19 protein-coding genes and 1 pseudogene are annotated in these 20,082 nt (G+C 39.8%); 9 read left to right on the forward strand and 11 right to left on the reverse strand.

Going from position 1 to position 20,082, the window contains the following annotated elements:
* Positions 1-180: 180 nt before the first annotated feature.
* From ACPPVU_RS23835 to ACPPVU_RS23860, 6 genes are all read right to left on the reverse strand, one after another.
* Positions 181-1,008 carry an energy transducer TonB gene (locus ACPPVU_RS23835; RefSeq protein WP_426669241.1) on the reverse strand — a complete coding sequence of 276 codons (828 nt, stop codon included), beginning with the start codon at positions 1,006-1,008 and terminating at the stop codon, positions 181-183.
* A 38-nt stretch (positions 1,009-1,046) separates the two neighbouring features.
* Positions 1,047-1,586 (reverse strand): ExbD/TolR family protein, encoded by a 540-nt coding sequence (locus ACPPVU_RS23840; protein ID WP_426669242.1) that lies wholly within the window; start codon positions 1,584-1,586, stop codon positions 1,047-1,049.
* 3 nt (positions 1,587-1,589) lie between these two features.
* Positions 1,590-2,201 (reverse strand): ExbD/TolR family protein, encoded by a 612-nt coding sequence (locus tag ACPPVU_RS23845; protein WP_426669243.1) that lies wholly within the window; start codon positions 2,199-2,201, stop codon positions 1,590-1,592.
* 97 nt (positions 2,202-2,298) lie between these two features.
* Positions 2,299-3,138, reverse strand: a complete 840-nt coding sequence (locus tag ACPPVU_RS23850; protein WP_426669244.1) for a MotA/TolQ/ExbB proton channel family protein — start codon at positions 3,136-3,138, stop codon at positions 2,299-2,301.
* Positions 3,139-3,405: 267 nt separating this feature from the next.
* Positions 3,406-5,010: a phosphoenolpyruvate carboxykinase (ATP) gene (gene pckA, locus ACPPVU_RS23855; RefSeq protein WP_426669245.1), complete on the reverse strand. Its 1,605-nt coding sequence runs from the start codon at positions 5,008-5,010 to the stop codon at positions 3,406-3,408.
* Between the two features lie 154 nt (positions 5,011-5,164).
* Positions 5,165-5,506 carry a translation initiation factor gene (locus tag ACPPVU_RS23860; protein WP_426669246.1) on the reverse strand — a complete coding sequence of 114 codons (342 nt, stop codon included), beginning with the start codon at positions 5,504-5,506 and terminating at the stop codon, positions 5,165-5,167.
* 167 nt (positions 5,507-5,673) lie between these two features.
* Here ACPPVU_RS23860 and ACPPVU_RS23865 point away from each other — a divergent pair, with 167 nt between their 5' ends.
* Positions 5,674-6,255 carry an outer membrane beta-barrel protein gene (locus ACPPVU_RS23865; RefSeq protein WP_426669247.1) on the forward strand — a complete coding sequence of 194 codons (582 nt, stop codon included), beginning with the start codon at positions 5,674-5,676 and terminating at the stop codon, positions 6,253-6,255.
* A gap of 66 nt (positions 6,256-6,321) precedes the next feature.
* Here the strand turns inward: ACPPVU_RS23865 and ACPPVU_RS23870 are convergent, their stop codons facing one another.
* The gene (locus tag ACPPVU_RS23870) at positions 6,322-7,212 is read right to left on the reverse strand and encodes a diacylglycerol/lipid kinase family protein (RefSeq protein ID WP_426669248.1); all 891 of its coding nucleotides are present in this window, start codon (positions 7,210-7,212) and stop codon (positions 6,322-6,324) included.
* Positions 7,213-7,449: 237 nt separating this feature from the next.
* Here ACPPVU_RS23870 and metK point away from each other — a divergent pair, with 237 nt between their 5' ends.
* Entirely contained in the window at positions 7,450-8,700 is a 1,251-nt protein-coding gene (gene metK / locus ACPPVU_RS23875) for a methionine adenosyltransferase (RefSeq protein WP_426669249.1), read from the forward strand.
* Between the two features lie 90 nt (positions 8,701-8,790).
* On the opposite strand, the gene ACPPVU_RS23880 is transcribed toward metK, so the two are convergent.
* A complete protein-coding gene (locus ACPPVU_RS23880; RefSeq protein ID WP_426669250.1) occupies positions 8,791-9,297 on the reverse strand; it encodes a hypothetical protein in 507 nt (168 codons plus the stop codon).
* 39 nt (positions 9,298-9,336) lie between these two features.
* Here ACPPVU_RS23880 and ACPPVU_RS23885 point away from each other — a divergent pair.
* A pseudogene (locus tag ACPPVU_RS23885) lies at positions 9,337-10,064 on the forward strand (DUF4184 family protein).
* Here the strand turns inward: ACPPVU_RS23885 and ACPPVU_RS23890 are convergent.
* Positions 10,061-10,261, reverse strand: a complete 201-nt coding sequence (locus ACPPVU_RS23890; RefSeq protein WP_426669251.1) for a YqaE/Pmp3 family membrane protein — start codon at positions 10,259-10,261, stop codon at positions 10,061-10,063. The pseudogene ACPPVU_RS23885 and the gene ACPPVU_RS23890 sit on opposite strands and share 4 nt — an antisense overlap.
* A 78-nt stretch (positions 10,262-10,339) precedes the next feature.
* Here ACPPVU_RS23890 and ACPPVU_RS23895 point away from each other — a divergent pair, with 78 nt between their 5' ends.
* The 4 genes from ACPPVU_RS23895 to ACPPVU_RS23910 all read left to right on the forward strand — a co-directional run bounded on the left by ACPPVU_RS23895 (position 10,340) and on the right by ACPPVU_RS23910 (position 16,987).
* Positions 10,340-10,900: an NUDIX domain-containing protein gene (locus ACPPVU_RS23895; protein ID WP_426669252.1), complete on the forward strand. Its 561-nt coding sequence runs from the start codon at positions 10,340-10,342 to the stop codon at positions 10,898-10,900.
* A 237-nt stretch (positions 10,901-11,137) separates the two neighbouring features.
* On the forward strand, positions 11,138-13,570 hold the full coding sequence (locus tag ACPPVU_RS23900; RefSeq protein ID WP_426669253.1) for an ABC transporter permease: 2,433 nt from the start codon (positions 11,138-11,140) through the stop codon (positions 13,568-13,570).
* Between the two features lie 66 nt (positions 13,571-13,636).
* Positions 13,637-16,096 (forward strand): ABC transporter permease, encoded by a 2,460-nt coding sequence (locus tag ACPPVU_RS23905; protein WP_426669254.1) that lies wholly within the window; start codon positions 13,637-13,639, stop codon positions 16,094-16,096.
* Positions 16,097-16,234: 138 nt separating this feature from the next.
* Entirely contained in the window at positions 16,235-16,987 is a 753-nt protein-coding gene (locus tag ACPPVU_RS23910) for a lysophospholipid acyltransferase family protein (protein ID WP_426669255.1), read from the forward strand.
* A gap of 55 nt (positions 16,988-17,042) precedes the next feature.
* Here ACPPVU_RS23910 and ACPPVU_RS23915 read toward each other — a convergent pair whose 3' ends face one another.
* Positions 17,043-17,768: a LytR/AlgR family response regulator transcription factor gene (locus ACPPVU_RS23915; RefSeq protein ID WP_426669256.1), complete on the reverse strand. Its 726-nt coding sequence runs from the start codon at positions 17,766-17,768 to the stop codon at positions 17,043-17,045.
* 1 nt (position 17,769) lies between these two features.
* Positions 17,770-18,780, reverse strand: coding sequence for a sensor histidine kinase (locus ACPPVU_RS23920; RefSeq protein WP_426669257.1), 1,011 nt, complete (start codon positions 18,778-18,780; stop codon positions 17,770-17,772).
* Between the two features lie 201 nt (positions 18,781-18,981).
* On the opposite strand from ACPPVU_RS23920, the gene ACPPVU_RS23925 reads away from it, so the two are divergent.
* Positions 18,982-19,188, forward strand: a complete 207-nt coding sequence (locus ACPPVU_RS23925; RefSeq protein WP_426669258.1) for a hypothetical protein — start codon at positions 18,982-18,984, stop codon at positions 19,186-19,188.
* The gene (locus ACPPVU_RS23930; protein WP_426669259.1) at positions 19,182-20,075 is read left to right on the forward strand and encodes an ABC transporter ATP-binding protein; all 894 of its coding nucleotides are present in this window, start codon (positions 19,182-19,184) and stop codon (positions 20,073-20,075) included. The genes ACPPVU_RS23925 and ACPPVU_RS23930 overlap by 7 nt, the downstream gene beginning before the upstream one ends.
* Positions 20,076-20,082 lie beyond the last annotated feature (7 nt).

Here is a 20,082-nt window from a genome sequence, read left to right on the forward strand (position 1 = left end):
ACAACGCACCAATTCCTACTCGCTCTGTAGTACCCATATCCAGTTTTTGAATAAGTTTATCCCAAAACATGAACATGAGTCCAAGACTAACACAAGCAATAAAGGTAGCGAAGCCTAAAATAAGCAAAAACCGCCTTTTGGGCGATTTTTGCCTTAAACTAAATTTATAGGGCATTGATCCTATTGATCGTCTGTTTGTAAAGTAAAACTAATTGGCATGGTATAAGCCACACGTACAGGGCGGCCATTTTGTATACCTGGTTTCCATTTAGGTGAGTTCCTTAACACGCGCATTGCTTCTTCATCAGTACCGCTTCCAAGAGAGCGTACAACTTTAATATCAGTAAGCGAGCCGTCTTTTTCAACTACAAAGCTTACAAATACTTTACCCTGTACGTTATTTTCCTTTGCGACAGCCGGATAATGGATATTGTTTCTTAAGAATGCATAAAACTTCTCTATACCACCTGCAAATGTAGGTTCCTGCTCAACCGCTGTAAAGATCTTGTTCGGGTCTTCCTCAGTTACCTGCTTCACGTCCGAATTACCAACTGGTTCATCGATCTTGATATCAGCATTCGGGTCACCTTTTACTGTCTTTTGGCCAGGGTCAGCAACTTCCAATTCCTTTACAGTTGGTGGTTGCTCTTTTACCTCGTTATCGGGTTTTACTACCGGAGGAGGGAATTTTACCTGGTCAACTTTCGGTTTTGGTGGTTCCGGAGGTGGCGGAGGTGGTTTTGTTTTGTCAATTGGGGGTGGTGGTTGTAAAACCACATTGGTTATCTTCACTTTTTCGGTAGCTTTTGGAATAAAGCCACTAATAAAGTTGAGGATGGTTTGGAATGACAAGATAAACACAAATACTGCAATCCCGATAACCAGGGCCTTGGTAGTATTTTTAGGGTTCGACTTTCTTAAATCATAAGCCCCATATGCTTTATTTCTGTCGTTAAAAACGACATCAAGCCATTCAGGTTTCAGTATGTCTAACTTTGATCCTAACATCTTTTAGGCTTTTAAATTTTAACGTTAAATAGCATTTATTAGTATAACTGGTCTTTTTTAAGCTGGGCTACTTCTGCCGGCGTGATCGCAATCACCGCGTAACTCTTTATACCAGTAATAGTGATCTCATCCATTATACTTACAAAATTCTTATAAGTAGCCTTGTCACTTACCTTGATAAGTACAATCATGAAATTATCAGGACCAGCATGCGATGCTTCTATTTCCTTGTTTTTTTCTACAAGGGCCTTGCGTATACCGTTTTTACCAAAATTATCTACTGTTGGTGCAGTTTTACCCGGCTCACCTACAAACCATTCCATTTTATCATTTGCTCCTAAAAGCACTGTCATGGTTCTTGATTCAGGTACAGGTAACTGAACTTCTTTTTTAGATTTATCAGGCCAATATGTATCCATTGCCTTGGGCTTGGCAAGGGTGGTGGCCATTATGAAGAATGTGATCAGTAAGAATGCAAGGTCAACCATTGCTGTAAGATCTATACGAGTGGAGGCTTTCTTACTTCTTACTTTTCCGCCTTTTTTCCCTCCGCCCCCGGAGGTATCTAATTCTGCCATAGCTTACTTACCTTGATTTAGTGATGTTATTAAACTAAATTTATTGACTGTCTGTTTTTGCAGTACATCAATTACTTTTTGAATCTCAGGATATTGCTCGCGTGAATCACCTTTAATTGCAAATCTAAGCTCCTTGTTATGAAGATTCTTCGTAACAATACGGGCCTGGTATATCCAATTAAATAACTCACTGTTTGTGGTGCTATCAACAGGTATACCGGGTGCAACATATTTTTTCTTCTCGTCGGTACTTAAATTGATGTACTGTTTCATTACGTTCATCGGCACGCCGAAAGTAGGTATTACTGAGAATTTCTGAATCTCTTCAGGAGTAAAAGGTTGATTATATTTTTTACCCATCTCTTCAAGCAGCGACTTGCGCAGATCGGTACCTTCTAGCCCGAAGAAAACTTTGCCATGACCTACAGTAATGGTGGCCATATCCACATCAGGGACATTTACCTTGATACTTGAAGCCGGAACATCAACACGCAGAGGGTCTTCCTGTTTTAATTTTGCTGTTAATATGAAAAAGGTAAGCAAAAGGAAAGCCACGTCGCACATAGCCGTCATATCGATCGCTGTACTTTTTCTGGGAATTTTTATCCTCGCCATAATTAATAATTTTTGAAAATATAATAGTGTTTGTAAGGTTATTAAACACCTGTCCGGGTAATACCCGGACAGGAAAACTAAGCACTAAAATATTTTATTATTTCCTTGCGTGTGAAGCTGCAAATGTTTGAACGATACTGAAACCAGTTTCGTCAATAGCATAAGTCAACTTATCAATTTTTGATGTAAAGAAGTTGTACAATACGATTGAAGAAGCTGAAGTGGTGATACCTAACGCGGTATTGATCAACGCTTCAGAAATGTTAGCTGAAAGTTGAGAAGTATCAGGAGCACCTGAAGCAGATAATGTAGAGAATGCTCCAATCATACCCACAACTGTACCTAACAGACCGCTCAAAGTACCGATAGATACCAGAGTAGCAATGATAGTAAGGTTTTGCTCAAGCATAGGCATTTCCAAAGAAGTTGCTTCTTCGATGTCTTTTTGGATAGCTACTGTTTTTTGATCAATGGTCAGTGTATTATCGGCTTCCATTTCGCGGTATTTTTTCAAACCGGATTTGATAACGTTGGCTACTGAACCTTTTTGTTTGTCACACTCAGCGCTGGCAGCATCAATGTTACCTGCGTTAAGTAATGAAGTGATCTTTCTTACGAAAGCGTCAACACTGCCTGTACCGGCAGCTTTACCAATCACGATAGCTCTTTCGATAGAGAATACAATTACCATCAATACAAATGACATGATCACCGGTACGATTGGGCCTCCTTTGTGTACAGTACCGAAGATATCCTGTGGTAAGCCATGTTCGACATCACCACCTGCATAATGGCTCGGATTACCCAATATAAATAGGAAGATCAAAATCCCGACGATAATACAGATAGGTATAGCCAATACTGCAAACATGCCCGTTGCACTGCTTGAGCTTTCTTTTTTTACAGGAGTAGTTGGTTTTGTTGGTGCGGTTGCCATTACTTTTTAGTTTTAGTTTTAGTTTTGTTTATAAAAAAGTTAATTAATGTGCGTGTTAAAAGGGATAACAAAATTAGAATTTTAATGAAATAAAAAAACTTTTTCTGATAATCTTTATCATTATTTAATATAATGTATGGTATTCGCCTGTAAATACAGATTTACATAACGTTACCAAACAAAAAAATTGTCCCTTCTCGGACAATTTTTTACAATGAAAACCATTTTTTTTAATAATCGCAAGTACCACCGATAAAAAATATGTAACTAAACTGATATAGTTACGTATGGCGCTGCATTTATGATCTCTTGTGTGCTGTGTGTAACATATTGTTCGAAGTTTTTCACAAAAGCCATGGCGAGATTATTTGCTTTCTCATCATAGCTGTCTTTATCAACCCATGTGTTACGCGGATTTAATATATTATCAGGCACATTCGGACAGCTCACAGGCATCTTCAAATTAAATACCGGGTGCCCCTGATAGTGTACATGGTCTAATTCACCATTAATAGCCGCAGTAATCATTTCGCGTGTATATTGCAATTTCATTCTTTTTCCCGTGCCATATGGGCCGCCTGTCCATCCGGTATTCACCAGCCATACATTTACATGATGTTCCTTAAGTTTAGTACCTAAAAGCCGGGCATAAACTACCGGATGCAAAGGCAGAAAAGCCTGACCAAAACAGGCCGAAAATGTAGTTTTAGGCTCATTTATCCCAGCCTCGGTGCCTGCAACTTTTGCTGTATAGCCCGAAATAAAATAATACATGGCCTGTGCAGTAGTTAATTTTGATATAGGGGGCAATACGCCAAAGGCATCAGCGGTTAAAAAGAAAATGTTTTTTGGCGATGCTCCTAATGAGGGCATTACCGCATTATTTACATAATACATGGGATAAGCCACGCGTGTATTCTCTGTTTTGCCAATATCAGAGAAGTTCACCTCGCGAGTCCCTTTGATAAAGTTGACATTTTCTAATAAGGCCCCAAATTTTATTGCACTGAATATCTGTGGCTCTTTTTCGGGGGTCAGATCGGCGCATTTGGCGTAGCAGCCTCCTTCGAAGTTAAAAATAGTATAATCGCTCCATCCATGCTCATCATCACCAATGAGGCTGCGATCGGGATCAGCAGAAAGGGTTGTTTTGCCAGTACCTGATAAGCCAAAAAATATAGCCGTGTCTCCTTTAATGCCTGTATTAGCTGAGCAATGCATTGGAAGCACCTGTTTTTCATGAGGCAGAACAAAATTGAGAACAGAAAATATTCCTTTCTTTATTTCGCCGGTATAACCGGTTCCGCCTATCAGTACAATCTTTCTGCTGAAATTCAGGATAGAAAAATTATGCTGACGTGTACCGTCTATAGCCGGATCGGCCATAAAACCTGGAGCCGCGATAACCGTCCACTCTGGTTGTGTGGCTGCATTTACTACTTCAGGCCGACGGAACAGATGGTGTACAAAAAGGTTCTGATACGCATTTTCAGTGATCACCCTTATGTCAATACGATACTTTTCATTAGCGCAGGCTGATGAATCACGAACAAATATCTCGCGTTCGCTGAGGTAGTCGGTTACCTTTAGCAATAAGGCATCAAACTTAGCGCTGTCAAATTTTATATTTATTTCTCCCCACCATACAGTATCATGGGTTATGTCGTCATCAACGATAAACCTGTCTTTGGGTGAGCGTCCGGTAAATTCGCCGGTGTCAATTGCCAGTGCACCTGTCTCGGCAAGAACGCCTTCTTTTCTTTGCAAAGCTGCTTCAACAAGTTGAGCAGCCGATAATTGGTAAAAAATATCCTTTGCCCGGTCCAGGTTTAGGTACTCCAGACCAGGTAGTCTTTTAGAAGATGTTTTCATTAAAATCGATATAATTGGTTGCCACAAAAATACCGGTTTTAAAAAGTAAGAAACAAGTAAATTAAGATATTTATTTACTTTATGTATTTTTTACACTTACTTAATTTATTGATTTATAATAACTTATAACCAAGTATAAAAAATTATCAATACACTAACCCCCTGCCTTTTTGGCCTTATATCCATCAGCTTGTAATAAAGTAAGCACCCTGTCTCTAAAGTCGCCCTGGATCAATATTTCTCCATTTTTAACTGAGCCGCCTACACCGCATTTTGATTTCAACTGTTTCCCGATTGCTTCAAGATCTGCCTCTTTACCTATAAAATCTGCAACGCGGGTAACTACTTTACCACCACCCTTGCGATCAAGATATATTTTTAGATTTTGCTGTTGCGGAGGTAAGGTGGATGCTGCATAACCTGTATCGCCATTGTATTGGTATTCAGAGTCGGTAGAATATACGATACCTGAAAAGTCTTTAAATTTCTTCGACATAGGGTTGCTAAATTAAAATTCAAAAGTAAAAAAATCAAAAATTTAATTGAGTAACTGATTGGATTTAAATTAAAGTATCGCCATTTTAGGCATAAAACATATTTTTCCTATTTATGATTAAATTCATAAGTTTAGAAAAAGAACTACAACCTTTAATAAACCTTATCATGAAACTCAAATTAATATTTTTAGCCTTAGTTTTACTAAGCACCCAAGCCTATTGCCAGTTAAAAAACAATTTCTCACTCGTATATGGAGCAGGCTTAAACACTATTAGCTCAATTGGGATAGGCGGTCCGGGTTACGAAGGGAAAGTGGGAAAAATATATGGGTTTAACTACTCCAGGAATATAACAAAAGTATTTTCCATAGAAACTGGATTAGAGTACTCTGTTAACAATGTCTTACGGAATTTTGAAGATGCCTATAATCCTTACTTTACCCCACAGAAAGGCAGTATCAAGATGCTGTCGGTGCCTATATATGCCAACTTTACTTTTTTAAAATACTTGTTTGCTGATGCGGGCATAATTGCTGATTTTGAAACTAATTACTACTCCAACTCCATCACGCCTAAACAAAGTGGAATAGGCATTAACGTGGGCACCGGTTACAAATTCAATTTTAATAAGATATTTATATTTGTCAATTCATTTTTACAGGTACATTCAGTTATTGCTTTTCAAAATGACGACAACAGTTCGTTAATAAATTTAGATGCAAAGTTTGGTATCGGATACAGATTTTAAGATATCCTATTCAGAGCCATGCTAACTATATTCACCTCCTGGCGGCCTACTTTTATTATCCGAATTTTAATTACTATTAAATGAGCTGCCTGTAATTATCTTTACTGAATTGGGCACCACGTTTATTTCTGTTTCGGTTCCCAAAATCTGTGGCTCACCGTCCAGGTGTACCGGTCCATCTTTGCTGCGTTTAACTAATATGTTTTTACCGCGGATGATTTCTACATATTTGGTGCCCTCTGATGTTTTTGTAAACATGCGGAGGCCCATTTCAATAAATCTGTATAAAGGAAAAGGCTTGATAATGCAAACATCTAATAACCCATCCTGTACGGAAGCATGGGGCGATACGTGGGCATTATTGCCATATTGTGATGAGTTGGCAAAGCTCAGCATAAATGCTTGACGCTCATATGCAGCCCCGTCTATTTCGATGTGGTAATTCTCTGATTTATAATTAACTATCTCGCGAAAGGCTGACCGGACATATGCCCCGAAACCACGCGTCTTATAATGCGAGAAAACTTCGCTGATATGGGCATCAAATCCCATTCCGGCCATATTAAAAAAATATTGACCATTCAGTTTTGCTGAATCGATTACTTCTACACGCTCTTCATTAAGTGTTTTTATAGCTTTTACAGTATCCATGGGGATACCTAAAAAGCGCGCCAATCCATTACCCGAACCAAAAGGAAGTATACCTAATGCTGTATCCGTACCGACAATAGAAGAGGCTATTTCATTAACCGTACCATCGCCGCCCACGGCTACTACATACTCATAATTTCCAACCGCATTTTGGGCAAGTTCACTGGCATGCATAGCCCCCGTAGTAAAGACGATGGTCGGCTCAAAAATATTGATGTCCAGGTTTTTTTGTATCAGGTCTGGCACTTCATCCTTCCTTTTACCGCCCGATACCGGATTTATTATAAATAAGACTTTCCTTTTCAAGTAATTATAATTTCGCCGTCAAAAGTAACCGTATTTTCTGCTTTGTGAAAAATTGTTTTATTTTTGCCATTCGAAAGTGGACTGATTTGATTGTTCCGGGTCACTTATAAATAAAAGGATCGCGGAACTGGATTGCAACCACGTAAAAAAGTGCTAAACCCGGTTTTCTTTTTTTACCGCAATCCCGTTGAATTTCCTTCTTTTTTAATAGTTAGCTTAATACTTAAAAAAACATTTATGCCCTATTTATTCACTTCAGAATCTGTGTCAGAAGGACACCCGGATAAAGTTGCCGATCAGATATCGGATGCATTAATTGATAATTTTTTAGCTTTTGATCCCGAGTCAAAGGTTGCCTGTGAAACACTGGTAACTACAGGACAGGTTTTTTTGGCCGGAGAAGTAAAGTCAACCGCTTACCTTGATGTTCAAAAAATAGCCCGTGATGTGATCAACAAAATTGGCTATAACAAGAGCGAGTATATGTTTGATGGTAACTCATGCGGCGTTTTATCAGCTATTCATGAGCAATCGCCTGATATTAACCAGGGGGTTGAGCGTAAAGAAAAACAGGAACAAGGTGCCGGCGATCAGGGAATGATGTTTGGCTATGCCACTATCGAAACTGATAACTACATGCCTTTGGCGCTGGACGTGGCTCATGCACTTTTAATCGAGCTGGCAGCTATCCGCCGCGAAAATAAGGAGATCAAGTACCTTCGCCCTGATGCAAAATCGCAAGTTACGCTGGAATACGATGATAACAATCAGCCAACACGCATTGCTGCCATCGTTATATCAACGCAACACGATGATTTTGGCGAAGAAAAAGCTATGCTGAAAAAGATCAGCGATGATATTATCGGAATACTTATTCCGCGTGTAAAGGCGAAATATCCAAAATATGCCCACCTGTTTAACGACGACATTAAATATCATATTAACCCAACAGGCAAATTTGTTATTGGTGGCCCGCATGGCGACACCGGCTTAACAGGCCGTAAGATCATTGTTGATACCTACGGTGGCAAAGGCGCACATGGTGGTGGTGCATTCTCCGGCAAAGATCCTTCAAAGGTTGACCGTTCTGCTGCTTATGCTACACGTCATATTGCTAAAAACCTTGTTGCTGCAGGTGTTTGTGATGAAGTGCTGGTGCAGGTATCATACGCTATCGGTGTAGCACAACCAATGGGCATTTTTGTGACCACTTACGGTACAGGCAAAGTTGGTTTAAGCGATGGTCAGATCGCTAAAAAAGTGGAAAGCATTTTTGATATGACCCCTTACGCTATTGAAACACGTTTTAAATTACGTAACCCTATTTACAGCGAAACAGCAGCTTATGGCCACTTTGGTAAACCAAGTCAAACGGTTACTAAAAGTTTCTTTAGTCCAAATGGACAGGAACTGAAAGTTGAAGTGGAACTGTTTACCTGGGAAAAACTGGATTACGTTGATAAGGTAAAAGCAGCGTTTGGGTTATAGTTGATTAGGTTGATTGAGTGAGTTGTTGATTAAGTTTCCTCTTGTTAACTAAATCAACTTAGTCTAACTCAATCAACCACTCACTTCTATTTAGTTGGTAAGCGTAAGTGATGCAAAAAAGTCATCCCGCCCTTTTGTACTTATGCCATCCGGGACAATAGCTGACAAACTGTACAACTTATTTCCAATAAGGACCATGAACGTATACATTTTTGTTTTTTGTGCGCTGTTAACACCTTTAGTGGTATAGCTGCTAAACCCCTTCCATTTACCGATAGTAAAATCATCCAGGGTAACGCCAGGAAGACTTGAACCCATGCCTTGCTTTAATTGCGCAGCAAATTCGGGGGTATCTTTCATAGGTGCCAGGGCGACAGAATCAATACCGGCTACTGCAACAAAATCGATTACTGTAAACGCATAACCTACACTGTCTTTATCATGGGCTATAAAGGTACCTGCGGCTACCTCCTTAGGCTCGTTGGGGAATTTGACGGATATTCTGTTATCAGCTTTGTGGCTTACCCAGCCATCCTGTGCATAAACAATGGTTACGCAAACAAAAGTTATTATAAACAGCCAGATTATCTTTTTCATATTATAAATTTAGAAAAACAAATTAGAAAATCATATTAAATGCCCTTTACCTTTTCACATCCGGCGGTGGTTTTGCCGTTCAATTATCTATCTAAACGCCGGATCTCGCTTACCGCATTAGTGATTGGCAGCATTACACCTGATTTTGAATATTTCATCAGGATGAAAGTAGCATCTTATTACAGCCACTATTGGGCAGGCTTGTTTTGGTTCGATCTTCCATTAGGATTGTTATTGCTGCTTATTTATAATCATATCGTTAAAGATAAATTGATAGATCATTTACCTGCTTATTTCAATAAACGATTCTCTCAGTTTAAAAACTCAGGAAAGAGTTATTCCAGCAGCTATATAATTACTATCGTAGTTTGTATACTTATAGGGGCAGCTTCTCACGTTTTTGGGATAGCTTCACTCATCCGACAGGATATTTTGTAAAACATATTCACCATTTATCACATCGCATTCTTGTCGGTCATTATGCAATTCCTTTTTATAATATTGTACAACATCTGAGCTCATTAACAGGTGCGATCATTATCCTTTATGCAATCGCACAATTGCCTATTGGTCAATCAACCCAAAACAATAAAATTATAGCTTACTGGGTAAAAATATTAGCTGTGACCTTGCTTGTATTAATTATCAGACTGCTTACAGGACTAAAGCTTCATGAATATGGCGATGTGATAGTTACAGCATTTTCGGGTATGTTAATCGGGCTGATTATAATATCTGCTATTAGCCCGGCGAAACAAATGGCTTAATACCTATTTCTTTTCACAGCACGCATTAACTGGCGATGCCTTCTCGACTCATAATAATCATTGGTAACCAATATAGCATGGATCACCCCTGGTATCCAAAAGCAAAGTGTAAGAATACAGCTTAAAATAAATGCGCCGATACGCCCGGTTGTTAAAACCGCAGCCGGCGGAAACAGGATGCAAAGGAAGTAACGCATAATACTGATTAGAGTGTGGTTGTAGTACTAAGTTACAATTGAAACGCATTTTTTAAAAGCCTTTACTAACTTTATCCCATGCAGCAACCTGAAGATAACCCCTGGCAAATCGTTTCAGAAAAGATCATTTATGATAATCAGTGGATCGGATTAACTGAATACCAGGTAATCAATCCGTCAGGAAATCCTGGCATCTATGGTAAAGTGCATTTTAAAGGTTTTGCCATCGGTATTATACCATTGGACGATGATATGAACACTTACCTTGTAGGCCAATATCGCTTTCCTTTGAATCAATACAGTTGGGAAATACCCGAAGGTGGTGGAGCATTCAATGCCACCCCGTTAGACTCAGCCAAACGCGAGTTATTGGAAGAAACTGGTTTAAAAGCGTCACAGTGGATCGAATTGCAACGCATGCACCTCTCCAATTCGGTAACTGATGAACTGTGTATCATCTATCTGGCCCGAGACTTGCAGCAATTTGAACCTGAACCCGAGGATACCGAGCAGCTCATTATCAAAAAAGTTCCTTTTGATGAAGTTTATAAAATGGTTTGCAATGGCGAAATAACCGATTCCGTTTCGGTGGCAGCGGTTTTTAAAATACGACTGATGCAAATGGAGGGAACATTATAAAGCTTCACCCTGTCCTCTCCGAAGGAGAGGGTTTTAACTCACATCGCTGTATAGCTAAATCAGGACGGGTCACAACGGTCCAGAAACGCACACTAATTGTATCATAACCGAACGAATTAGTAACGTTAATGTATACATAAAATATTGATATACAATTAAATAACTATTTGGCATCGGTCTTGGGTAAATCTGTCCGAATCGATTTCAATTAGTTGTACAACAATAAATTAAGTAGCTATGCTTAAAAGTTATCTTAAAACCGCCCTGCGTTTTCTGTTAAAAAACAAAACGTTCAGCTTTATTAATATTATAGGTTTGGCCACAGGCACGCTATGTTGCTTGTACATATTGCTTTATGTACAGGATCAATACAGCTATGATAAGCATCATAAAGATGCAAAGGATATTTACCGTGTTACGTCATCGTTGGAGATCACGGGAGACAAACACGACAATTCCACCGCCTCTCCTCCGATTGCTCCGGCTATTAAACGGGATTTCCCCGAAGTAAAACAATTTACACGGCTTATACCAACAGGGCTTCTTGGGAACAGCAAAAACTTGCTGAAATACAAGGAAAAGTCTTTTTATGAAAAAGACATGGTATATGTCGATTCTACATTTTTTGATGTGTTTTCTTATCATTTTGTTTATGGTAAAAACACCAAAGATATTCTTGCACAACCTTATTCATTAGTGCTGTTGAAGCCTGTGGCCGATAAATTGTTCGGCAATGAGGATCCTGTAGGCAAAGTGATCACGATTGATAACGGTTTCGGCAAACATGATTTTAAGGTAAACGGCGTGGTCGATGAAAGCCTTGGTAAATCGAGCATAGCTGCCAATATATTTGTTACCATGCGCAGTGGCGGCTTTGGTGAATTTGTATTAAGCAACACCGCATGGGCAGGTTATAATTTAGCCTGCTCCTATATCAAATTACAGCCAGGTGCAAGCGCACAGGCACTGGAGAAAAAACTGCCCGACTTTTTGAATAAATACGGGGCACAACAGCTCAAAGCATTGGGAATGAAAAAAGTATTACACCTACAGCCTTTCACTTCTGTGCATACTACTCCCGGCTACGAGGTTGAGCTGAGTAAAACAATCAGTCCGACGCTATTATATATACTGATACTGATAGCGATAATGATTCAGCTAATAGCATGCATCAATTTTATGAACCTGTCTACTGCGCGTGCATCCAAACGCGCCAAAGAAGTAGGGGTACGGAAAGTAGTGGGTGCAGGCAGAGGCGATCTTATCAAACAGTTTTTAGGCGAATCGTTTTTACTATCACTTATCGGGGTATTATTGGCCATACCATTAATGTTCCTTGTGCTTCCTTACCTGAACGATATCACGCATACCGATATCCAATTTTCTTTCCTGGCACATTATAGTGTCTGGATTATGCTTGGTTCAATCGTAATTATCACCGGTTTAATTGCCGGTAGTTATCCTGCTTTTTACCTTTCCGCCTTTGAGGCTATCAAAGTGATGAAGGGGAATTTCACAAGCCATATTTCAGCATCGGGTATTCGTCGTTCACTGGTTATTTTCCAGTTTGTGCTGTCGATTATATTGATAACAGGAATTATTATTATTTACAGTCAGTTGAACTATATCAAAAATAAAGACCTTGGTTTTGATAAGAGCCAAAAGCTTGTTTTTAGTTTTTACACCGGCGACGCGCAACAAAAAATGACGCCCCTTGCTACTGATCTTCAACAACTGTCCGAAGTAAAAGCGGTAAGCAGATCAAACAATTACCTCAGCCAGTTTGTGGGCCGCGATCATGGTGTATATCTTTCAGGCGGTAATGCGGCCACCGCCATCGATGCCCAGAATATGGATGCGGACGAGAAGTTTGTTAAAGCGAATGGTATTAAACTCGTTAGCGGGCGTGATTTCAGGGTAAAGGATTCCTTAAAAACGCTGATCAACGAAACTTTGGCAAAACGGCTGGGCTTAACGCCTGAAAAAGCCGTTGGGGCAAGGCTTTATAGCCAGTACCTGAACGGACCGGTTTCTTATGTGGATGTGATAGGGGTGATGAAAGATTTTAACTACAACTCGCTTCACGGCGAAGTACGTCCCTTCATGCTGTTTTATAATGGCGATCCGAATGCTTTCTCATTTATTACCGTTTCAACCGACAGCAAGGATTATAAAGCGCTTTTGGGAAAGATTGAGACTGTATGGCAAAAGAACCTGCCGGGTGTACCTTTTGAATATGCTTTCCTTGACGAAGAGGTTCAAAAGCAATATGAGGCGGAAATAACTTTATCGCAGATCATCAATTCATTTACCATAATGGCTATACTGATCTCATGCCTCGGGTTGTTTGGACTGGCCGCCTTTAGCGCCGAACAACGTCAAAAGGAAATCGGCATCCGTAAAGTGCTGGGTGCAAGTGTTGCCGGGGTTGTGGGTTTGCTATCCAAGGAGTTTGTAAAATTAGTGAGTATATCTTTTATCATCGCAACTCCCATAGCGTGGTGGGCCATGAACAAGTGGCTACAGGCATTTGCCTACAAAGTGCACATCACATGGTGGATGTTTGCCCTGGCCGGCATAATGTCAATCTTCATCGCGTTAGCTACTGTAAGCTTCCAGGCGATAAAGGCGGCGCTAATGAACCCGGTGAAAAGTTTGAAAACGGAGTAAATTGTCATTGGTCATTGGTCATTAGTTATTAGAGTTTAGAAATTAGGATTTAGGATTTAAAAAAACATGATAAAAAACTATTTTAAAGTTGCATTCAGGAGTTTTTGGAAGCACAAACTGTTTACGCTGATCAATGTGATCGGTTTAACCATAGGTATTAGCGCTGCACTCGTCATTTACCTTATTGTACATTACGATTTCACTTTTGATAAGTTTCACAAGGATGGTGATCGGGTCTATCGCGTAGTAACTAACTTTTCATTTTCAGGCAGCCCGGGCTATAATGCCGGTGTTTGCGGACCTTTGCCGTGGGCCACTAAAACCCAGGTAACAGGTCTTCAGCAGGTAGCCCCAATATTCCGATTGTCGCAGCCTAACGTAACTATCCCCAATGGCAACAAATCATCATCCCGTTTTAAGATCCAGGACAATGTGATAGTTGCTGATAGTGATTATTTTAAACTCATTGAATACAAATGGCTTGCTGGTTCGGTCAAATCTGCATTAACTGCACCATACCAGGTGGTACTTACATCTGAACAAGCCGAAAAGTATTTTCCTGGAGTAAGCTACGAGCAAATGCTGGGACGTACAGTGATGTATGATACTTTGAAGACTATGGTGAGCGGCATTGTACAAACTATCAAACAAAATACCGATCTCACTTTTCATGACTTTATTTCATTTCCGACAGCTTTTTCAAATCCCTCACTAAAAGCGCAATTGCGTTTAAATAACTGGGGAGGTACAAGTCCCGAATACCAGCTTTTTGTAAAGTTAGCGCCTCAAACCACAACGGCACATATTGAGACACAATTGAACGATATAATGAAAAAGAATAATCAGTCCAGGCCGGGTGTAACGGAAGCATTTGCATTGCAGCCCTTGGATGATATTCACTTCAACGCTAACTATGGAACTTTTAACGGCCGCGTTGCTGATAAAACAACTTTATATGAGCTATCGGGCATAGCGATTTTTCTGCTCCTTTTGGGATGCATCAATTTCATTAATCTTACTACGGCACAATCTGCCAATCGGGCCAAAGAGATAGGTATACGCAAAACCATGGGCAGCAGCCGCAAACAAATTGTATTCCAATTTTTGATTGAGACTTTCCTGATCACTTCTGTAGCTGTTATTATCTCAGCGGCAAGCACTCCTGCTATACTCAAATTTTTCGCAAGCTTTATTCCACAAGGTATTCAGGCTAATTCGCTTGTTCAGCCCAACATTATCCTGTTTCTTATCTTACTGGTAATTGTTGTTAGTGTGGCTTCCGGATTTTATCCAGCACTCATCCTTTCCGGCTACAAACCGGTTTCGGCAATTAAAAATCAGGCCAATGAAGGCAGCAGCAAAACACGCAATGCCTTATTCAGAAAATCGCTTACTGTAATCCAGTTCGCTATTGCGCAATTTTTTATCATGGCAACCATATTGGTGAGCAAGCAGATCTATTACGCCGTTCACAAAGATCTTGGCTTTAAAAAAGATGCTATTCTTATCATCAATTCGCCATGGAAAAACAGGCAGGATCGTTTAAACCAGGTGTTTCTCAACAAGCTCAGAGTTATTCCGCAAGTTAAACTGGTAAGCATGGGCCGAGACGCGCCTACGTCAGACGACTCTCATTCAACCGAGGGTGGCTATAAGGACGGGAAAAAAGAGATCAAGATTGAAAACCTTGGCTTGAAATTCGGTGATGAGAACTATATTAAAGTCTATCACATCAAGTTACTGGCGGGGCGCAATCTTATGCCCGGCGACACATCAAAAGCTTTTCTTATCAATCAAACTCTTGCAAAACAGATTGGTTTTAAGAACCCGCATGACGCCGTTGGCCAGGTGATCAGCAATTTTAATGGTGATACCAATATGCAAATTGTGGGGGTAGTGACAGATTTTAACCAGGAATCAATACATGCCGCTATTGCACCGCTGGCTATTCTCACCAGTACCAATCATTATTTTAACGGTACATTCCACATCGCATTAAAACCACAAACGGCAACCGGCAATGAATGGAAAATGGCTATTGCAGCAATGGAAAAAGCCTGGAAGCAAGTCTATCCGGAAGATGATTTTGAATACAGCTTTTTTGATGAAAGCATTGCCCGGCTATATGCTAATGAACAAAATACTTCAGCATTATTGGGTTGGGCAACGGGATTATCGATATTGATCAGCTGCCTGGGTTTGCTTGGCCTGGCTATTTATACCACCAATCAGCGAACGAAAGAAATAGGGGTGCGTAAGGTATTAGGCGCCAGGGTGAGCCAGATCGTCATCCTGCTTTCAACCGAAATGGCCTGGTTGATTGTACTGGCTTTCGTGATCATAAGTCCGGTAGCGTGGTGGGCCATGAACAAATGGATGCAAGGCTTTGCCGATAAAACAAGCATCAGCTGGTGGATTTTTGCCGTGAGCGGCGGTGGAATGTTGCTTACTGCTTTATTTGCGTCCGGTTTCCAGACTATTAAAGCAGCGTTGATGAATCCGGTAAAGAGTTTGAAAACAGAGTAAGTTGATTAGGTTAGATTGGGTTGATTAAGTTAAGTGGTTAAAATGTTTCTAACTTAATCAACTCAGTCAACTTAGTCCAACGAAATCAACTAATCCGACCCCTTCCAACTTAATCAAGCAATTCCTACCTTTGCCTGAATGAGGAAATTTTTAGGCTACATCCTTTCACCTATCCACTACATCCTTTTTGGATTGCTATTGGTTATTTTCCATCCCATACAGTGGATTTGCTTTAATGCATTTGGTTATAAGGCGCATAAACGTTCTGTTGATACCTTGAATTTTTGCCTGGTTTGTAGTTATTACGTGTTGGGTGATATTGTAAATTTTACCAATAAAAAGAACCTGCCAATTGGCCGGCCTATCATCTTTATAGCTAATCACCAAAGTCTTTATGATATCCCGGTAATGATATGGTACCTGCGTAAATACCACGCCAAGTTTATTTCGAAGATCGAGCTGGCAAAAGGTATTCCATCTATATCTTATAATCTGCGTCACGGCGGCGCGGCAAACATCGACCGTAAAGATTCGCGGCAATCAATTACCGAAATTGCAAAACTCGGTACCCGGATGAAGGAGAATAAATGGTCGGCTATGATATTTCCGGAAGGTACACGATCAAAAGACGGAACTGTAAAAACTTTCCAGGTAGGCGGCATTGCAACACTTCTTAAAAAATGTCCCGAAGCCCTGATAGTACCAATTGCCATCAACAATTCATGGAAGATGGTGCGCTATGGCCAATACCCCTTAAATACTTTCTTAAATATGACATGGGAGGTTTTAACACCTATCGAACCCGAAAAAAGACCACTTGAGGAGGTAGTGCTGGAAGCTGAAAATGCGATAAGAAAAGCATTGCCCCCCAGCCCCCTAAAGGGGGAGTAATTAACGTTTAGACTTATATCCTAATCAAAAACTCCCCCTTTAGGGGGTTGGGGGGCTATATATTCTTCCCGTCTACAATCTTAAAAAACTCTTCGCGGTATGTATCTCCTACCGGAATAATTTTATCATTGATAAAAATCCGGCTGCGCTCAATGCTGTCGATCTTGTTGATAGAAACGATGTAGGATTTATGCACCCGGATAAAATGTTTCTCTGGCAACGCATCCTCCATTTTCTTCATATTCTGCAAAGTGATGATACGCTCGGCAGGAGTAAAAATTGAAATGTAATCTTTCAGACCTTCAATAAATAAAATATCATTCAGATATACCTTTTGTATTTTATGTTCGGTCTTCACAAAAATAAAATCGCTCAAAAAGTCGCTTTGCGGGACGGCTTCTACTTTTACTTCCGGCTTTGCTGATGGTTGTATAATAGACTGCGCTTTTTGTACTGATTTAAAGAAACGATCGAATGCAATGGGTTTGAGCAAATAATCAATTACATCCAGTTCATAGCCTTCCAGTGCATATTGTGGGTAAGCTGTGGTTAAAATAACTTTAGCCTTTCCGTTAGCAATGCGTAAAAATTGTATGCCTGTTAGCTCGGGCATTTGCACATCCAGGAACACCAGGTCGATATTGCCTTCCTGCACCAATTGTAATGCCTCAATTGGGTTGGTGGTTGCCTTTACCAATTGCAAAAAAGGCATTTTGGATATATAATCTTCCAGAATATGAAGCGCCAAAGGCTCATCATCAATTACAATGCATCTGATCATATTATAAAACTAATGATAATTCACTGGTGTATATATTGGGTTCGTCCTGTATAGTTAGGCTATATTTCCCGGGATAAAGCAGATCAAGCCTTCTTTTAACATTATTTAACCCGATCCCTCCCTCATTGTCACGATTAAGCATATGCTTCTTGTTCTCCATATAAAAATGCAAATGGGTGCCATCAAGGTTTATCAGCAAAAGTATCGGCGAAGACGGATCATTGGCAACCCCATGCTTAAAAGCATTTTCAATAAATGCAATTAGCAATAAAGGTACGATCTTTTGATTTCCTACCTCGCCTGTAATTTTAAAATCAACAAAGGCTTTGTTCCCAAAACGTATCTTTTGCAGGTCGATATAATTTTGCAGGTATTGCAATTCCTTTGCCAGATCAACTTTATTATCATTGCTTTCATAAAGCATATACCGCATAATTTCTGATAGCTTTAATATGGCTTCGGGTGTGGTATCTGACTTTTGGTATGCGAGTGAATAAATGCTATTTAGCGAGTTAAATAAAAAATGCGGATTGATCTGTGATTTCAGGAAGGCCAGTTCGGCACTCAGTCTTTGATTTTCCAAATCACGTTGTATTCGTTCATTTAAAAACCAATCAATAGCAAATTTCAGTGCCGTGCTCAGGAAGAGATAAAAAATGTTTGTTAAGGATGCCCCGAGCATAAAACTCCCGAAAGGAGTTTGTTTGCCATGTTCCATTAGGGCATAAGGCTTAAAAATAACAGCCAGACCATATTTCCCCAATGCAAAAACAATAATTGCACCCAATAATGCAAGGGTATAATATCTATATTTTTTATTATCTAAAAACTTGGGAATCAGATACAGGTAGTTGAGATAAAACAGACCAATACTTACAGAATTAAAAATCCCAAAATAGACCAACAGCTCTTCGTTGCTTATTTTGCTGTTACTATAGGCGAGGTAAATAAAAAAAGAGGTAACGCTAACCCAAAAAACAATATGCCAGAATATTTGCCAGTTACGTTTCATTGCATCTAATGTAATATAATAAGTGCTTTGCAGGAGGATATTTATATATAGTAATCTATTTTGCCGATGAACCAGCCAAAATTTACGATAAACGCCTTTACCCGCTAAAATGTCCGTTCATCTACAAATCCCGTCCGTTGGTCTAATAAGTTTTAGCAGGTTAAACTTTCGCTGTTTATTTGTATCATAATCAATCACACAATGAAAAGGCTGATCACAAACTCGAATCCATTTATCCTACTGCTATTACCTGTAGTATTTGCTTTAGTAATGGGGATAAGTTATCAATCTCAAAAAAAGATTTACACCGAAGGAACTTCTGCCGCAGTACATGCAACATCTTTGTTTTATAAAGGCGTAACTTTAGCTAAGACTGTTTGCTCAATTGCCAAAGAAAAACTATGGTAATCAGCACGGAGGGATTAAGTTTTAACTTCGGTAATCAACAAGTTGTTAAATCGCTATCCTTGCAAGTGCCCGAAGGCAGTATCTACGGTTTCCTGGGGCCAAATGGCGCCGGTAAAACCACTACTATAAAATTGCTGCTCAATCTGCTAAAAACAGATCAGGGCAGCATTCATGTTTTTGATAAGGAGTTGCAAAGTAACCGCATCTCTATACTTTCACAAATAGGTTCGCTGATAGAGCAGCCTGCCATTTATCTTCACCTTTCTGGAAAAGAAAACCTGATGAACAGGGCCCTGCTATTAGAGGTTTCTGAACAACGTGTTGATGAAATGCTGGCATTGGTGCACTTAAGCGATGCAGCCCATAAAAAAGCCGGCAAGTATTCATTAGGGATGAAACAACGCCTCGGCATTGCCCTGGCTTTATTATCAGATCCCAAATTGCTTATCCTTGATGAACCCACTAATGGCCTCGACCCTAATGGTATTATCGAGGTGCGCGAATTATTGATCAGGCTGGTCATCCAGCATAAAAAAACTGTATTTATATCAAGTCATTTACTGGCAGAAGTGGAACGGATGGCCACTCACGTAGGTATCATTCACAAGGGAGAGTTATTATTCCAGGGAAGCATTAAGGATTTACAGGCAATTAGTCAGCCACAGATCAATATCGAATTGGATAATACGGTTGATGCAGCCAATTTTCTAAAAAAGAAGGGACTGAATGTAACTGATATAAATGATAATCATCTATCTGTTCCCTATACTTCAAAAGCACAGATGGGTGAGGTTAATACCTTGCTGAACAAAAACGGTTATATGGTATATAGTATCCACAAAATACATAAAGACCTGGAAAAGTTATTTTTAGACATTACCCAATAAAACTGAG

The sequence above is a fragment of the Mucilaginibacter sp. McL0603 genome (genome assembly GCF_049992945.1).
Classification (GTDB): Bacteria; Bacteroidota; Bacteroidia; order Sphingobacteriales; family Sphingobacteriaceae; genus Mucilaginibacter.

What these genes read in the sequence shown, in the direction of transcription:
- ACPPVU_RS23860 (WP_426669246.1), bottom strand. Translation starts at nt 5,506, where the DNA reads ATGTCGAAGAAATTTAAAGACTTTTCAGGTATCGTATATTCTACCGAC.
- ACPPVU_RS23880 (WP_426669250.1), bottom strand. Translation starts at nt 9,297, where the DNA reads ATGAAAAAGATAATCTGGCTGTTTATAATAACTTTTGTTTGCGTAACC.
- ACPPVU_RS23850 (WP_426669244.1), bottom strand. Translation starts at nt 3,138, where the DNA reads ATGGCAACCGCACCAACAAAACCAACTACTCCTGTAAAAAAAGAAAGC.
- ACPPVU_RS23840 (WP_426669242.1), bottom strand. Translation starts at nt 1,586, where the DNA reads ATGGCAGAATTAGATACCTCCGGGGGCGGAGGGAAAAAAGGCGGAAAA.
- ACPPVU_RS23895 (WP_426669252.1), top strand. Translation starts at nt 10,340, where the DNA reads ATGCAGCAACCTGAAGATAACCCCTGGCAAATCGTTTCAGAAAAGATC.
- ACPPVU_RS23845 (WP_426669243.1), bottom strand. Translation starts at nt 2,201, where the DNA reads ATGGCGAGGATAAAAATTCCCAGAAAAAGTACAGCGATCGATATGACG.
- ACPPVU_RS23930 (WP_426669259.1), top strand. Translation starts at nt 19,182, where the DNA reads ATGGTAATCAGCACGGAGGGATTAAGTTTTAACTTCGGTAATCAACAA.
- ACPPVU_RS23910 (WP_426669255.1), top strand. Translation starts at nt 16,235, where the DNA reads ATGAGGAAATTTTTAGGCTACATCCTTTCACCTATCCACTACATCCTT.
- ACPPVU_RS23925 (WP_426669258.1), top strand. Translation starts at nt 18,982, where the DNA reads ATGAAAAGGCTGATCACAAACTCGAATCCATTTATCCTACTGCTATTA.
- metK (WP_426669249.1), top strand. Translation starts at nt 7,450, where the DNA reads ATGCCCTATTTATTCACTTCAGAATCTGTGTCAGAAGGACACCCGGAT.
- ACPPVU_RS23865 (WP_426669247.1), top strand. Translation starts at nt 5,674, where the DNA reads ATGAAACTCAAATTAATATTTTTAGCCTTAGTTTTACTAAGCACCCAA.
- ACPPVU_RS23835 (WP_426669241.1), bottom strand. Translation starts at nt 1,008, where the DNA reads ATGTTAGGATCAAAGTTAGACATACTGAAACCTGAATGGCTTGATGTC.
- ACPPVU_RS23920 (WP_426669257.1), bottom strand. Translation starts at nt 18,780, where the DNA reads ATGAAACGTAACTGGCAAATATTCTGGCATATTGTTTTTTGGGTTAGC.
- pckA (WP_426669245.1), bottom strand. Translation starts at nt 5,010, where the DNA reads ATGAAAACATCTTCTAAAAGACTACCTGGTCTGGAGTACCTAAACCTG.
- ACPPVU_RS23900 (WP_426669253.1), top strand. Translation starts at nt 11,138, where the DNA reads ATGCTTAAAAGTTATCTTAAAACCGCCCTGCGTTTTCTGTTAAAAAAC.
- ACPPVU_RS23915 (WP_426669256.1), bottom strand. Translation starts at nt 17,768, where the DNA reads ATGATCAGATGCATTGTAATTGATGATGAGCCTTTGGCGCTTCATATT.
- ACPPVU_RS23890 (WP_426669251.1), bottom strand. Translation starts at nt 10,261, where the DNA reads ATGCGTTACTTCCTTTGCATCCTGTTTCCGCCGGCTGCGGTTTTAACA.
- ACPPVU_RS23905 (WP_426669254.1), top strand. Translation starts at nt 13,637, where the DNA reads ATGATAAAAAACTATTTTAAAGTTGCATTCAGGAGTTTTTGGAAGCAC.